Genomic DNA, 14,816 nt, shown 5'->3' with positions numbered 1-14,816 from the left:
CCCGTGCCGCGGTGGATCTGGTTCGCGCCGCTGACCTGCCTCGTACTGGCGCTGGCGGGCTGGGGGTTTCGGATGGGCTGGATTGCAGCAACGATAACGGAGACGGATGTGATCGGGACCTTTGCTGCCGAATATCTGCGCCTTGCCGGGCCTGAAGCCCGCGCGACGGATTGCAGCGCGCGGCCCGGCATAAGGGGCGGGGTCTGGATCACGGTGATCTGCGCGTCCCCGCAGGGACAGACCTACCGGTGGGCGGCGGACAGGTTCGGGCGGCTGATCCCGGATGTGCCGGACGCCGTCGGTGTAAGGGAGCCCAGAACATGAATGCTCTGCAGGATACTGTAAAATCAATGAAAACCATCCACGGGTCAGAAGTGCCGCAAGTGCTGCACGGACGGGAGAGAGACGCATGAAACTGAGCTCATCGGCACTGCCGTCCTCGGAAAGTTTTCAGCAGAACCGCGCCGCACATCTGGCTGCACTGGAGGAAATCAGTGCTGCCGCACAGATGGCCGCACAGGGCGGCGGCGAGCGGGCGCGGGACCGTCACGTCAGCCGGGGCAAGCTGCTGCCGCGCCGCCGGGTGGCGGGTCTGCTGGATCCGGGCAGCCCCTTTCTGGAGATCGGGGTCACAGCGGCCCACGGGCTTTACGGGGGCGATGCGCCCTGTGCCGGTGTCATCGCGGGCATTGGACGGGTCGAAGGCCACGACGTTATGGTCGTGTGCAATGATGCCACCGTGAAGGGCGGCACCTACTATCCGATGACCGTGAAAAAGCACCTGCGTGCCCAGGAAATTGCCCAGGAAAACCGGCTGCCCTGCATCTATCTGGTGGACAGCGGGGGGGCTAACCTGCCCAACCAGGATGAGGTCTTTCCCGACCGCGACCACTTCGGACGCATCTTTTACAACCAGGCGCGGATGAGTGCGGCGGGCATCGCCCAGATCGCCGTTGTCATGGGGTCGTGCACGGCGGGCGGGGCCTATGTTCCGGCCATGTCAGATGTGTCTATTATCGTTAAAAATCAGGGCACTATATTTCTGGCGGGGCCGCCGCTGGTCAAGGAAGCCACGGGCGAGGTCGTCAGTGCCGAAGAGCTGGGTGGGGGCGACGTGCACACGCGTCTGAGCGGGGTCGCGGACTATCTGGCAGAGGACGACATGCATGCGCTTGCGCTGGCGCGACGGGCCGTCCGCTCGCTCAACCATAAAAAACCGCAGACAGTGGCCTGGGAAACGCCCGAGCCACCGGCCTATGATCCCGAAGAAATCCTGGGCGTTGTTCCTGCTGATCTGCGCACACCCTATGATATCCGCGAGGTTATTGCCCGGGTCGTGGATGGCTCGCGCTTTGATGAATTCAAGGCGCGGTTCGGCGAAACACTTGTCACCGGTTTTGCCCATATCAGGGGCTGCCCGGTAGGGATTGTCGCCAACAACGGCGTACTCTTTTCGGAATCTGCGCAAAAGGGCACCCATTTTGTGGAACTGTGCTCGCAGCGTCGTATCCCATTGGTTTTCCTTCAGAATATCACCGGGTTTATGGTCGGGCGCAAGTATTCCAACGAAGGTATTGCGCGACACGGGGCCAAAATGGTGACGGCCGTGGCCTCGACCAATGTGCCGAAAATCACCATGGTGGTGGGGGGCTCCTTCGGGGCAGGGAACTATGGCATGGCAGGCCGTGCCTACAGCCCGCGGTTCATGTGGACATGGCCCAACAGCCGCATTTCGGTGATGGGCGGGCCCCAGGCGGCGGGCGTTCTGGCGACCGTGCGGCGCGAGGCGATCGAGCGCAAGGGCGGCACCTGGAGTGCCGAAGAGGAGGCAGCTTTCCGGCAGCCGACGGTGGATCAGTTCGAAGCACAGAGCCACCCGCTTTATGCCTCTGCCCGGCTCTGGGATGACGGGGTGATCGACCCGCGCAAGGCACGCGATGTGTTGTCACTGTCGCTCGGGGCCGCGCTGAATGCCCCCATTGAGGAGACACGCTATGGCGTGTTCCGGATGTGATGAAAAGGGCGTCGGTGAGCGGTCGGTATGACGTCGGTTTAACGTCGGTATTACGTCGGTGCGCGGCGCACGGTGGAGCAGGGATATGATAACGGTTGAGGCCGCGCTGAAAAAGTACCCGGGCGGGGTGGTTTTCACCCATGGTGACAGCGCGGCCCTGAACGCAGAAATCCTGGCGCTGATCCGGGCAGGGCGGAAAACCGTGACCTGCGACGCCTGGGAGGCCTTTGCCGCGCGGGGAGAGACGCTGCCCGCAGCCGGGCGCACGGATATCGCGCTGGACTGGTCGGGTGCGCCCGCGCTGGCGCTGCGCACGGTGGCCGTTGAGCGGATCCCCTTTGACCAGGTGGATGCGGCGCGGGTCACGCCCATGGGCGAGTTCCGGGACGTGGCGCACTGGCGGGCCGGGTATGAGGCCTATCTGACGCGCAGCGGCTGGTTTGCGCCGCAGGTGGATATGCTGGTGGAGACCTTTGAGGTGGTTGAGGATTTTGCGGGCTGAGACGTCACCCGCTGTGAGAGGACAACGTAATGTTTGACCGGATACTGATTGCCAACAGGGGAGAGATCGCCTGTCGGGTGATGGAAACGGCGGCGCGCATGGGGGTGGGTACTGTTGCCGTCTATTCTGAGGCGGACAGCGCGGCGAAACATGTGGCCATGGCAGACCGGGCGGTGCTGATCGGCGGTCCGGCCCCGGCAGAGAGTTATCTGCGCGGGGATGTGATCATTCAGGCAGCCCTGGACACGGGGGCCGAGGCCATTCACCCGGGGTACGGATTTCTGAGCGAGAATCCGGATTTTGTCGAGGCGGTGGAAGCGGCGGGGCTGGTGTTCATCGGCCCCTCTGCGGCTGCGATCCGGGCGATGGGCCTGAAGGATGCGGCCAAGGCGCTGATGGAGGAGGCCGGGGTGCCTGTGGTGCCGGGCTGGCACGGGGCTGATCAGGACGACGCGCGGCTGGCGGCGGAGGCGGAAAAGATCGGCTTTCCGGTGCTGATCAAGGCCGTGGCGGGAGGTGGCGGCAAGGGCATGCGCCTGGTGGAGACTGCAGGCGGGTTCGCCACGGCGCTGGCCTCGGCCCGGGCGGAGGCGCGGGGCGCTTTTGGCAATGCGGATGTGCTGGTCGAGAAGTTTGTCACCGCGCCGCGGCATATCGAGGTGCAGGTTTTTGGCGATGGCACCCGCGCGGTGCATCTGTTTGAGCGGGACTGTTCGCTGCAGCGCCGCCATCAGAAAGTGATCGAGGAGGCCCCCGCGCCGGGCATGACCCCGGACGTGCGCGAAGCGATGGGCGCCGCTGCGGTGCGCGCGGCAGAGGCTATCGGCTACAGCGGTGCAGGTACGGTGGAATTTATCGTCGACGGCTCGGACGGGCTGCGCACGGATGGCTTCTGGTTCATGGAGATGAACACGCGCCTGCAGGTGGAGCATCCGGTGACGGAGGCGATCACCGGTGTTGATCTGGTGGAATGGCAGCTGCGTGTGGCCGCCGGTCAGCCGCTGCCCGCAGCCCAGGACGATCTGAGCATTACCGGCCATGCCTTTGAGGCGCGGCTTTATGCCGAGGACGTGCCTGCGGGGTTCTTGCCTGCAACGGGCACGCTGAGCCATCTGGTCTTTCCGCCTGCGGCCCGGGCCGACAGCGGCGTGCGGGCGGGTGATACCATCAGCCCCTGGTATGATCCGATGATTGCCAAACTGACCGTGCATGGCCCCACACGCGCAGTGGCCCTGGCGCAGCTGGCGCGGGGGCTGGCAGAGACGCAGGTGGCGGGCACTGTGACAAACCTCGGCTTTCTGGGAGCGCTGGCGGGTCATACAGGCTTTGCCGCCGGAGACGTGGATACCGGTCTGATCGCGCGGGATCTTGAGGCCCTGACCCGCCCGCCGGAGGAGCGGCTGCTGCACCGGGTGGCGGCGGGGGTGGCGGCCCTGGGGCTGCGCGATCCGGCGCCCGATGCGGGGTTTCATCTGTGGCGGCCGCTGCGCCTGCCGGTCAAACTGGAGCGGAAGGGTGAGGAAATCACCCTGCTGGTGGAGGTCACCGGACCCGACAGCCAGTCCTGGCGGGAGGGGGAGCAGACCCTGACGCTGGAACGTGTGCAGGGCCGCTGGCAGGCCGCGGGGGAGCCGCTGCCGCAGGCGCATATGTCCGGCGGGCAGATCACGGTGTTTGACGGGTTTGGCATGGTTTACGGGTTTGCGGACCCGCTGGAACGTGCGGCGGGGGCCACCGGTGACGGCAATCTGATCGAGGCCCCGATGCCCGGCGTGGTGCGCGAGATGCGCGCCGCCCCGGGACAGCAGGTGAGTAAAGGCGACCGGCTGGCCGTGCTGGAGGCGATGAAGATGGAACATGCGCTGCTGGCCGCGCGGGATGGGACGGTGGCCGAGGTGCTGGCCGGGGCAGGCGATCAGGTCGAGGCGGGGGCGGCCCTGATCCGGCTGGAGCCGGAGGAGGCTGTGGCATGATCACGCTGCACCACTGTCCGCAGACACGCTCGATGCGCACGCTGTGGCTGCTGGCGGAACTGGCGGTTCCGTTTCAGCTGCGCAGCTATCCGTTTGACCGGACCCTGCGCTCGCCTGAGTTTCTGACGCTGTCGCCTGCGGGCCGTGTGCCTGCGCTGGAGATCGACGGCGAGCGGATGTTCGAGACCGGGGCGATCACCGAATACCTGTGTGAAAGGTTCAGCCCCGACGCTCTGGGCCGGATGCCCGGCACGCCGGAGCGGATGTCCTGGCTGGTGTGGCTGCATTTTGCGGAAACCCTGAGCCAGCATGTGGCGGCCCTGACCCAGCAGCATGTCGCCCTGTATGAAGATCACATGCGCAGCCCTGTGGTAATGAAGCTGGAGGCCGCACGGGTCGCCAAATGCTTTGACGCGATCGAGGCGCGTCTGCAGGATCCGCTGGGCGCGCGGGATTATCTGTTGTCGGGCGGATTTTCCGCAGCGGATATCTCGGTGGGCCAGGCGGTCTATATGGCGCGGCATTTCGTGCGGACGGACGCACATCCGGGCCTGAGCGCCTGGTATGCGCGGATCACCGGGCGCGACGGGTTTCAGGCCGCGCTGCCCGCGGGGGACGGCATTTATTCGCGGGACTTTTACGAGCCCTGGCCGCTAGAGTAACAGCAACCGTTCCGCCGTGAGTATTTGGGGAAGGGTGAAGGGGGCGCGTTTTCCGGGGCGTGCCGGGATCTGAGGAGGTGAGAGATGACGCTGGGACCATGTGAGATATTCGAGGTCGGCCCGCGGGACGGGTTGCAGAACGAGGAACGGGACATCCCGGTGGCCGAGAAGGTGGCACTTGTCGATCAGCTGAGCCGGGCGGGGTTCGGACGGATTGAGGCGGGGGCCTTTGTCTCTGCCGCAAAGGTGCCGCAGATGGCGGGCTCGGCGGCGGTTTTTGCGGGAATCTGCCGCGCGCCCGGGGTGCGCTATGCCGGTCTGACGCCCAATATGCGCGGTTACCGCGATGCGCTGGACGCCGGTGCGGATGAGATTGCGGTTTTCGCCTCGGCCTCTGAGGGGTTTTCGAAGGCCAATATCAACGCTTCTGTCGCGGAAAGCATCGAGCGGTTCGCGCCCGTTCTGGAGGAGGCACGCCATATTGATCTGCCGGTGCGGGGCTATGTGTCCTGTGTTGTTGAATGCCCCTATGACGGGGCTGTGGCGCCCGGGGATGTAGCGCGGGTGGCGGATCAGCTGTTTTCCATGGGCTGTTACGAGGTGAGCCTGGGGGACACTATCGGTACGGGCACACCGGACAGTATTGCGCGCATGCTGCTGGCGGTCCGTGATGTGGTGCCCGCCGGGCGGCTGGCCGGGCATTATCATGATACGCGGGGCCGGGCGATGGAGAATATCGACGCCTCTCTGAGCCTGGGTCTGCGGGTGTTTGATGCGGCTGTGGCGGGTCTGGGGGGATGTCCCTTTGCACCCGGTGCGGCGGGGAATGTCGCTACCGAGAGTGTTGCGCGCCATCTGGCGGCGCTGGGCTATGAGACCGGTCTGGACATTGACGCGATTGAGGTCGCCGCTGACATGGCGCGCGCGATGCGGGGCCAGCCCAGCGATGCGGTTCTGTCTGAGTGACCCGGATGCCACAGACCCTGACGATTGAAACGGATGCGCGCGGGGTTGCCACGCTGACGCTGAACCGGCCTGAGAAGCATAATGCGCTGTCGGCGCAGATGATCGGTGAGCTGACAGAGGCCGCAGGCGCGCTGGGGGTCGATGCGGATGTGCGCGTTGTTGTGCTGACGGGCGCAGGGGCGTCTTTCTGTGCCGGGGGCGATCTGGGCTGGATGCGCGATCAGATGCACATGGATGCGGCCACCCGCAGTGCGCAGGCGCGCAGCCTGGCGGATATGCTGGGCGCGCTGAACAGCCTGCCCAAACCGCTCATCGGGGCTGTGCAGGGCAACGCCTTTGGCGGCGGGGTGGGCATGACCTGTGTCTGCGATGTGGCCATCGGGGTTGCGGGGGCAAAACTGGGGCTGACGGAGACGCGTCTGGGGCTGATCCCGGCCACCATCGGGCCCTATGTGCTGGCGCGCATGGGCGAGGGACGGGCCCGGCGGGTGTTTATGTCGGCACGTCTCTTTGGGGCAGAGCAGGCGGTTGATCTGGGCATTCTGGCGCGCTGCGTCGCGCCCGAGGCACTGGCGGAGGCAGTTGAGGCCGAGGTTGTGCCCTATCTGTCCTGTGCGCCGGGGGCGGTGGCGGCGGCCAAGAAACTGGCACGGGATCTGGGGCCGCGGATTGACGGGCAGGTGGTGGACCATACCATCGCGGCCCTGGCGGCCTGCTGGGAGAGCGATGAGGCGGCAGAAGGCATCGATGCCTTTTTCAGCAAGCGCAAAGCGGCCTGGGTGCGCCGGTGAGCGCATGAAAAAACCCGCAGGCGGCGCGCCTGCGGGTCTGTGTTTTTCGGTCAGTGAGACCGGTAGTCTTATGGCAGCAGAACAGTGTCGATCACGTGGATCACGCCGTTTGTTGCGATGATGTCTGCAGCTGTCACTGTCGCGTTGTTGACTTTGACCATGCCACCACGGCCATCAACGTGCAGCGAGCCTCCGTTCACGGCCTCGACGGACTGGCGCTGGCCCAGGACATCCGCTGCGGCAACAGCGCCCGGTACAACGTGATAGGTCAGGATGTTGACCAGCGTGTCTTTGTTCTCGGGCTTGAGCAGGTTTTCAACTGTGCCTGCGGGCAGGGCTGCGAAAGCTGCGTCTGTCGGGGCGAAGACAGTGAACGGGCCGGGGCTTTTCAGCGTGTCAACAAGACCTGCTGCCTGAACGGCGGCGACCAGCGTTGTAAAGTTGCCGTCTGCCGCTGCGATATCGACAATGTCGCTGCCTGTGTCTGCGGGTGTACATGCGGCGATGGCCGCCAGTGCGCCGGCTGCGATTGCCGATTTCAGTGCAAAGCGTCTGTTCATGGTGATTCCTTCGTTCCTTGTTGGGTCACATCCTGCCCCGTGTGCCCAAAAGCGGGGCCCGGTGCGGAAGATGAAAGGTTTACGGAAGCCCCCGGGATGTGGATCACAACTTTCTGCAAATTGTTGATTTGCAACGGTGCCGCACCCCTCTGGCAGGCGTCTGCGGCTGTTTTGCAGCGTTTCACGGCGCATGCCCTGGCCCTGCACTGCAGCAATGCCGACCCGGGGCTGTGCCCGGCAGTCCGGACGCAGGGCGGCACCGGTGCTGCGAGCCGTTGAAACTGCGAAGAAATGCCCCGGTTTTCGCAGCACGCATCGGTTGACCCCCGGGGGCCACAGGCGTAAACCCGTTGCAGTCACTTTAGCCGCGTGACAGCAGAACCGCTGCGCTGCGGCGACAAAAAGGAGCCGACCTTTGGACGAGATGCTGAGGGAATACCTTCCCATCCTGATTTTTCTGGGCGTTGCCATTGGTCTGGGGCTTGTGCTGATCCTGGCCGCCGTGGTGCTGGCTGTGCGCAACCCGGACCCGGAAAAAGTCTCTGCTTACGAATGCGGGTTCAACGCCTTTGACGACGCGCGCATGAAGTTCGATGTGCGGTTTTACCTGGTGTCGATCCTGTTCATCATCTTTGATCTGGAGATCGCCTTTCTCTTTCCCTGGGCGGTGGCCTTTAAGGACATTTCCATGGTCGGGTTCTGGTCCATGATGGTGTTCCTGGCCGTGCTGACCATCGGGTTTGCCTATGAATGGAAAAAGGGAGCGCTGGAATGGCAGTAGCCGCAGCAGGCGCAAACATTGCGGGTGCTGACCGCGATGTCGCCACGCAGGAGCTGAACCGTGAGCTTCAGGACAAAGGGTTTTTGCTCACCTCGACCGAGGATATCATCAACTGGGCGCGCACGGGCTCGCTGCACTGGATGACCTTTGGCCTGGCGTGCTGTGCGGTTGAGATGATGCACACCGCCATGCCGCGCTATGACATGGAGCGGTTTGGCACCGCACCGCGCGCCTCTCCGCGCCAGTCGGACCTGATGATCGTGGCCGGTACGCTGACCAACAAGATGGCGCCCGCGCTGCGCAAAGTCTACGACCAGATGCCCGAGCCGCGCTATGTGATCTCGATGGGGTCCTGCGCCAATGGCGGCGGGTATTACCACTATTCCTATTCCGTTGTGCGCGGCTGTGACCGCATTGTGCCGGTTGACGTCTATGTGCCGGGCTGCCCGCCCACGGCCGAGGCACTGCTTTACGGCATCATGCAGCTGCAGCGCAAAATCCGCCGCACCGGCACAATTGTTCGATAACCGGGTCTGACCCCTCGTCCGTCCGGTAAGGAGACCGCTTATGTCCGACGCCCTGAACGAACTTGGCGCTTATATTGAGGCCAAGCGCACCGACTGCGTTCTGTCCTGGGATGTGACCCACGGGGAGCTGAACCTGGATGTGACCCCGTCGAACATACCCGGTCTGATGGAATTTCTGAAAACAGATGCGACCTGCCAGTTCTCGACGCTGGTGGACATCACCGCCGTCGACTACCCGGGCCGTGCAAAACGCTTTGACGTGGTCTACCACCTGCTCAGCATGTACCAGAACCACCGCCTGCGCCTGCGCGTGAGCGTGCGGGAGCGCGACATGGTGCCTTCGGTCATTCCGGTGCATCCGTCGGCCAACTGGTTCGAGCGCGAGGTGTTCGACATGTTCGGCATCCTCTTCTCGGGTCACCCGGACCTGCGCCGCATCCTCACCGACTATGGCTTTCGCGGCCATCCGCTGCGCAAGGATTTCCCGACCACCGGCTATACCGAAGTGCGCTATGACGAGGCGCAGAAGCGCGTGGTCTATGAGCCCGTCAATCTGGTTCAGGAGTACCGCCAGTTTGATTTCATGTCCCCCTGGGAAGGTGCCGAGTACATCCTGCCGGGAGATGAAAAGCAGGAGGCGAAGTAATGGAAGGTCTGATCTGGATCGTCTTTACCGTTCTGACGGTCATACCGCTGCTGAAACTGCTGCCGCATTTCGGAATCAACAAATACTGGTCGCTGGCCTGTATTGTGCCACTGGGTGTTCTGGCGCTGATCTGGTGGATGAGCATCAAGCTTCAGGAACTGGAGAAGCGCTGATATGCCGGACGGAATGAATGGATCTGACCTGCAGGCTGCAGCACTGGCCTATTGCGATGCCGTATACTTCGCAAAGGCAGAGGTTTTTGAGGATCTGTGTCACGACAATTTCCAGATGACGCTGGTTGAAAACGGCGAGGCGACCTTCTGGGACAAGGCATCCTATCTGGCGCGGGTGCGCGGACGTGATGCGTTCCCGGCGCCGGCGCAATACGACATTCTGAGCATGGACAGCGCGGGCGACGAGATCGCCCGGGTGCATCTGACCGTGGATGTGCCACCGCAGCGCTATGAAGATCATTTGGGGTTTGTCCGTGTGGGCGGCTCCTGGAAACTGCTGACAAAGGTGTTCCGCGTAAGCGCACGCCTTGATGGGGAGTAAAGACCATGATGGACGGCTCCAAAGGTTTTGAGGACGCCCTGACAGGCGAACAGAAAATCCGGAATTTCAATATCAACTTCGGGCCCCAGCACCCGGCGGCGCACGGCGTGCTGCGGCTGGTGCTGGAGCTGGACGGCGAGATCGTCGAGCGCTGCGACCCGCATATCGGGCTGCTGCACCGGGGCACCGAAAAGCTGATGGAGAGCCGGACCTATCTGCAGAACCTGCCCTATTTCGACCGGCTGGATTATGTGGCCCCGATGAACCAGGAACACGCCTGGTGTCTGGCCATCGAAAAGCTGACGGGTGTCGAGGTGCCGCGCCGCGCGAGCCTGATCCGCGTGCTTTTCTGCGAGATCGGGCGCATCCTGAACCACATCCTCAATATCACCACCCAGGCGATGGACGTGGGCGCTCTGACCCCGCCGCTCTGGGGGTTCGAGGAACGTGAAAAGCTGATGGTGTTCTATGAACGGGCCTGCGGCGCGCGTTTGCACGCGGCCTATTTCCGCCCCGGCGGTGTGCACCAGGACCTGCCCGAAGACCTGATCGATGATATCGGGACATGGGCACAGGAATTCCCGCGCGTGATTGCCGACATCGACGGGCTGCTCACGGAAAACCGCATCTTTAAGCAGCGCAACGCCGATATCGGTGTGGTGACTGAAGATGACATCCTCGAATACGGCTTTTCGGGCGTGATGGTGCGCGGATCGGGTCTGGCCTGGGATCTGCGCCGCGCGCAGCCCTATGAATGCTACGACGAGTTCGACTTCCAGATCCCTGTGGGCAAGAACGGCGACTGCTATGACCGCTACCTGGTGCGCATGGAAGAGATGCGCCAGTCGCTCCTGATCATCCACCAGGCGGTTGAGAAACTGCGTGCGCCCGAAGGGCAGGGCGATATTCTGGCCCGCGGCAAGATCACCCCGCCCAGCCGGTCGGATATGAAAACCTCGATGGAGAGCCTGATCCACCACTTCAAGCTCTATACCGAGGGCTTCCACGTGCCCGAGGGCGAAGTCTATTGCGCCGTCGAAGCGCCCAAGGGCGAGTTCGGTGTTTATCTGGTAGCGGATGGCAGCAACAAACCCTATCGCGCCAAAATCCGCGCGCCCGGGTTCCTGCACCTGCAGGCGATGGATCATATGTCACGCGGCCACCAGCTGGCGGACGTGGCGGCGATCATCGGCACTATGGATGTGGTCTTCGGGGAGATTGACCGCTGATGCGCGCTCTCCTTCTTCTGGCCCGAAATATCCCCGCCGGAGGCTCCTGCAGCCGCCGCAAACACACAGGTTGAACAGATGCTCCGCAGATTACACCCCGAGCAGCCCGACACTTTCGCGTTCACGCCCGACAATCAGGCCTGGGCCGAAGGGCAGATGACCAAATACCCCGAGGGCCGTCAGGCGTCGGCCATTATCCCGATCCTGTGGCGCGCCCAGGAGCAGGAAGGCTGGCTGAGCAAACCGGCGATTGAACATGTGGCCGACATGCTGGGTCTGAGCTATATCCGGGCGCTGGAGGTGGCAACATTCTACTTTATGTTCCAGCTGCAACCGGTTGGAAAAATTGCCCATATCCAGGTGTGCGGAACGACTTCCTGCATGATCTGCGGGGCAGAGGATCTGGTGGCTGTCTGCAAAGAAAGAATCGCGCCGAACGCGCATGAGGTCTCGGCGGATGGAAATTTCTCCTGGGAGGAGGTGGAATGCCTTGGGTCCTGCTCGAACGCGCCGATGGCGCAGATTGGCAAAGACTACTACGAGGATCTGACCGCCGACCGCATGGGCGAAATCATTGACGAGCTGGCGGCTGGCAAGGTCCCCGTCCCGGGGCCGCAGAACGGCCGTTATGCTGCAGAGCCGCTTAAGGGTCTGACATCCCTGACCGAATGGGACAGCGGCAAAACCCAGTATAACGCCTCGGCCCAGCTGGCTGTGGACATCGGCGACACGGTCAAACGCATTGATGGCACAGAGGTGCCGTTGCTGATGCCCTGGCAAAAAGGGGCAAACCACAACGCCTCGCCGGCGAAACCCGCGGAAGCTGCAAAAGCCGCAAAAGCCGCGCCCAAAGCCGGTGCATCCTCGGACAAATCGGCAGAAGTGCCGGGCTCCGGCGCCAAGGCCGCGGCGAAACCTGCCACAGACGTGGCCGGGGCCGAGCCCGAAAAGCTGGACGCGCCGCGTGATGGCGGCGCGGATGATCTCAAGCGGATCAAAGGCGTCGGACCCAAGCTGGAAAAGATGCTCAACGGCATCGGTATTTACCATTTCGACCAGATCGCAGCCTGGACGCCGGAGCATGTGGCCTGGGCGGATCAGAACCTTGTCGGGTTCAAAGGCCGGGTCAGCCGCGACAACTGGGTTGGCCAGGCGTCGGCGCTGGCAGCAGAGACGTAGACGAAAATTTTCCAAAGCGCGCAAAACGCGGTAACACTGTTCCGGAACACTGTGACAAACGCGGAGAGGGAGTAACATGGACAACAATCAGGGTATGATCGGAATGGCACTGGGCAGCTGGCTTGTGGCCCTTGCAGGCGGCGTTCTCGCCGCAGTCCTTTTGTGGTTTCTGGGCGGCTGGAGCTTTATGCAGGGTGCCTTTGGCGGGGTTGTTGTTTTTCTCATTCTGGGCGTTCTGATCAGCTGGGTGATGACACGCCCGCTGCCTGCACCGGGTGAGGTCAGGATGGAAAGCACGCCGACACCTTCGGCACCTGCACCATCCGCCACAGCACCGACGCCATCAGCTGCTGCCACCCGGGCAGATCCGGTCCAGGTTGCCCCGGCACCGACCGTACCCAGCGTCAAGCCCAGCAAACGCCTGCCCGGACAGGAAGAGCTGGCCGCGCGCAAGGGCTCCTGGAAGTACGAAAAAGAGGCTGAGGCGACCCCCGGAGCGGCCAAAAAAGCACCCGCCAAAAAAGCGCCGGCCAAAAAGGCAGCTGCGAAGAAAGCCGATGCACCGGCGGCGGCAGACGCCCGTCCGTCCGCGTTTTCGGATGCGGCCCGTGACGGTGGCGCGGATGATCTGAAAAAGATCAGCGGTGTGGGCCCGAAGCTGGAAGAAACACTGAACAGTCTGGGGATCTGGCATTTTGACCAGGTGGCCAGCCTGAAAAAGAAAGACATCGCCTGGGTCGATGAGCGTCTGCGGTTCAAGGGCCGTATCGAGCGCGACGACTGGGTCGGTCAGGCCAAAAAACTGGCCAAAGGTGAAAGCTGATCCGGGAACGGATCACAGGAAACGGACAGAGACGGGGGCAAGACCGTTATGAGTGCGCAGGACGAGACAGCACGGGCGCGGGACCGCGCTCTTGCCGCCAGGGGCCGGATGGTCAGCCTGGTGATTGTCGGCACCATGGTGCTGTGGATGCTGTCGCTGTGGCTGGCCCCGCGTCTGGGGCTGACACCGCGACAGTCGATCCTGATTGATCTCTTTGCGCTGGCCGCTCTTTTGTGGTCGTTCATCGTCTCGTGGCAATTAAAGCGTGCGCGTCGCGACGCGCAGGCAGACAGGTAAAAGGGCAGGCATATGCTTGAGGACAAAGACAGGATCTTTACCAACATCTACGGGATGCACGACCGCTCGCTGAAAGGCGCGCAGGCGCGGGGCCACTGGGATGGGACGGCAGGGATCGTTCAGAAGGGACGTGACTGGATCGTGGACCAGATGAAAGCCTCTGGTCTGCGGGGCCGGGGCGGGGCGGGCTTTCCCACCGGTCTGAAGTGGTCGTTCATGCCCAAGGAAAGCGACGGGCGGCCAGCCTATCTGGTGGTGAACGCTGACGAATCCGAGCCGGGCACCTGCAAGGACCGCGAGATCATGCGCCACGATCCGCACACGCTGGTTGAGGGTTGCCTGATCGCGTCTTTCGCGATGAACGCGCATGCCTGTTACATCTACATTCGCGGCGAATACATCCGCGAGAAAGAGGCGCTGCAGCGTGCAATCGACGAGGCCTATGACGCAGGTCTTGTGGGCAAAGACGCCTGTGGGTCCGGATGGGATTTTGACATCTATCTGCATCACGGCGCGGGTGCCTATATCTGCGGCGAGGAAACGGCGCTGCTGGAAAGCCTTGAGGGCAAAAAGGGCATGCCCCGGATGAAGCCGCCGTTCCCTGCGGGAGCCGGTCTTTATGGCTGCCCGACCACGGTGAACAACGTCGAAAGCATCGCCGTTGTGCCGACGATCCTGCGGCGCGGGCCGGAATGGTTTTCCTCCTTTGGCCGTCCGAACAATGCGGGCACCAAGCTCTTTGCGATCAGCGGCCACGTCAACAATCCCTGCGTGGTCGAAGAGGCCATGTCGATCACCTTTGAAGAGCTGATCGAGACGCATTGCGGTGGGATCCGCGGCGGCTGGGATAATCTCAAGGCGGTGATCCCCGGTGGCTCATCCGTGCCGATGATCCCCGGCGCGCAGATGAAAGACGCGATCATGGATTTCGATTACCTGCGCGAACAACGCTCCGGCCTCGGCACGGCGGCGGTGATCGTGATGGACAATTCCACTGATGTGATCAAAGCGATCTGGCGTCTGTCGAAGTTCTACAAGCACGAAAGCTGCGGGCAGTGCACGCCCTGCCGGGAAGGCACCGGCTGGATGATGCGCGTCATGGACCGTCTGGTCACAGGTGAGGCGGAACCCGAAGAGATCGACATGCTGCTGGATGTCACCAAACAGGTTGAGGGCCATACGATCTGCGCGCTTGGCGATGCGGCAGCCTGGCCCATTCAGGGCCTGATCCGCCATTTCCGCGACGAGATCGAAGACCGGATCAAACACAAACGCACAGGCCGCGTCAGCGCGGTCGCGGCGGAGTAACAA

The 14,816-nt window shown here is 63.1% G+C and carries 18 protein-coding genes; 17 read left to right on the top strand and 1 reads right to left on the bottom strand.

Annotation, left to right across the window (positions count from 1 at the left end):
- Nucleotides 1-3 precede the first annotated feature (3 nt).
- The 7 genes from Q1A34_RS04550 to Q1A34_RS04520 all read left to right on the top strand — a co-directional run bounded on the left by Q1A34_RS04550 (nt 4) and on the right by Q1A34_RS04520 (nt 6,908).
- On the top strand, nt 4-324 hold the full coding sequence (locus tag Q1A34_RS04550; RefSeq protein ID WP_300031338.1) for a hypothetical protein: 321 nt from the start codon (nt 4-6) through the stop codon (nt 322-324).
- Nucleotides 325-409: 85 nt separating this feature from the next.
- Nucleotides 410-2,014, top strand: coding sequence for a carboxyl transferase domain-containing protein (locus Q1A34_RS04545; protein ID WP_300031335.1), 1,605 nt, complete (start codon nt 410-412; stop codon nt 2,012-2,014).
- Nucleotides 2,015-2,099: 85 nt separating this feature from the next.
- Nucleotides 2,100-2,516: an ASCH domain-containing protein gene (locus tag Q1A34_RS04540; RefSeq protein WP_300031332.1), complete on the top strand. Its 417-nt coding sequence runs from the start codon at nt 2,100-2,102 to the stop codon at nt 2,514-2,516.
- 29 nt (nt 2,517-2,545) lie between these two features.
- Entirely contained in the window at nt 2,546-4,489 is a 1,944-nt protein-coding gene (locus Q1A34_RS04535; RefSeq protein WP_300031330.1) for a biotin carboxylase N-terminal domain-containing protein, read from the top strand.
- Complete coding sequence (locus Q1A34_RS04530) at nt 4,486-5,151, top strand: glutathione S-transferase family protein (protein ID WP_300031328.1); 666 nt, start codon at nt 4,486-4,488, stop codon at nt 5,149-5,151. Before Q1A34_RS04535 ends, Q1A34_RS04530 begins: the two co-directional genes overlap by 4 nt.
- 84 nt (nt 5,152-5,235) lie before the next feature.
- Nucleotides 5,236-6,117: a hydroxymethylglutaryl-CoA lyase gene (locus Q1A34_RS04525; protein ID WP_300031325.1), complete on the top strand. Its 882-nt coding sequence runs from the start codon at nt 5,236-5,238 to the stop codon at nt 6,115-6,117.
- A 5-nt stretch (nt 6,118-6,122) separates the two neighbouring features.
- Complete coding sequence (locus Q1A34_RS04520) at nt 6,123-6,908, top strand: crotonase/enoyl-CoA hydratase family protein (RefSeq protein ID WP_300031323.1); 786 nt, start codon at nt 6,123-6,125, stop codon at nt 6,906-6,908.
- Nucleotides 6,909-6,976: 68 nt separating this feature from the next.
- Here the strand turns inward: Q1A34_RS04520 and Q1A34_RS04515 are convergent, their stop codons facing one another.
- Complete coding sequence (locus tag Q1A34_RS04515) at nt 6,977-7,468, bottom strand: fasciclin domain-containing protein (RefSeq protein WP_300031320.1); 492 nt, start codon at nt 7,466-7,468, stop codon at nt 6,977-6,979.
- Between the two features lie 415 nt (nt 7,469-7,883).
- Between Q1A34_RS04515 and Q1A34_RS04510 the strand changes: the two genes are divergently transcribed.
- From Q1A34_RS04510 to nuoF, 10 genes are all read left to right on the top strand, one after another.
- On the top strand, nt 7,884-8,249 hold the full coding sequence (locus Q1A34_RS04510; protein WP_300031318.1) for an NADH-quinone oxidoreductase subunit A: 366 nt from the start codon (nt 7,884-7,886) through the stop codon (nt 8,247-8,249).
- Entirely contained in the window at nt 8,240-8,776 is a 537-nt protein-coding gene (locus Q1A34_RS04505; protein WP_300031315.1) for an NADH-quinone oxidoreductase subunit B family protein, read from the top strand. The genes Q1A34_RS04510 and Q1A34_RS04505 overlap by 10 nt, the downstream gene beginning before the upstream one ends.
- A 40-nt stretch (nt 8,777-8,816) precedes the next feature.
- Nucleotides 8,817-9,422, top strand: coding sequence for an NADH-quinone oxidoreductase subunit C (locus Q1A34_RS04500; RefSeq protein ID WP_300031311.1), 606 nt, complete (start codon nt 8,817-8,819; stop codon nt 9,420-9,422).
- On the top strand, nt 9,422-9,595 hold the full coding sequence (locus Q1A34_RS04495) for a hypothetical protein (RefSeq protein WP_300031309.1): 174 nt from the start codon (nt 9,422-9,424) through the stop codon (nt 9,593-9,595). Before Q1A34_RS04500 ends, Q1A34_RS04495 begins: the two co-directional genes overlap by 1 nt.
- Nucleotides 9,596-9,608: 13 nt before the next feature.
- Nucleotides 9,609-9,977 carry a nuclear transport factor 2 family protein gene (locus tag Q1A34_RS04490; RefSeq protein ID WP_300031307.1) on the top strand — a complete coding sequence of 123 codons (369 nt, stop codon included), beginning with the start codon at nt 9,609-9,611 and terminating at the stop codon, nt 9,975-9,977.
- 8 nt (nt 9,978-9,985) lie between these two features.
- Nucleotides 9,986-11,206, top strand: a complete 1,221-nt coding sequence (locus Q1A34_RS04485) for an NADH-quinone oxidoreductase subunit D (protein ID WP_300032350.1) — start codon at nt 9,986-9,988, stop codon at nt 11,204-11,206.
- Nucleotides 11,207-11,284: 78 nt separating this feature from the next.
- The gene (locus Q1A34_RS04480; protein ID WP_300031305.1) at nt 11,285-12,385 is read left to right on the top strand and encodes an NADH-quinone oxidoreductase subunit E; all 1,101 of its coding nucleotides are present in this window, start codon (nt 11,285-11,287) and stop codon (nt 12,383-12,385) included.
- Nucleotides 12,386-12,461: 76 nt separating this feature from the next.
- Nucleotides 12,462-13,208 (top strand): hypothetical protein, encoded by a 747-nt coding sequence (locus Q1A34_RS04475; protein ID WP_300031303.1) that lies wholly within the window; start codon nt 12,462-12,464, stop codon nt 13,206-13,208.
- Between the two features lie 48 nt (nt 13,209-13,256).
- On the top strand, nt 13,257-13,505 hold the full coding sequence (locus tag Q1A34_RS04470; RefSeq protein ID WP_300031300.1) for a DUF5337 domain-containing protein: 249 nt from the start codon (nt 13,257-13,259) through the stop codon (nt 13,503-13,505).
- Between the two features lie 12 nt (nt 13,506-13,517).
- The gene (nuoF, locus tag Q1A34_RS04465; protein ID WP_300031297.1) at nt 13,518-14,813 is read left to right on the top strand and encodes an NADH-quinone oxidoreductase subunit NuoF; all 1,296 of its coding nucleotides are present in this window, start codon (nt 13,518-13,520) and stop codon (nt 14,811-14,813) included.
- Nucleotides 14,814-14,816 lie beyond the last annotated feature (3 nt).

This window comes from uncultured Roseobacter sp., from assembly GCF_947491795.1.
In the GTDB taxonomy this organism is placed as follows: Bacteria; Pseudomonadota; Alphaproteobacteria; order Rhodobacterales; family Rhodobacteraceae; genus Roseobacter.
This window is presented reverse-complemented; position numbering and strand designations above follow the sequence as displayed.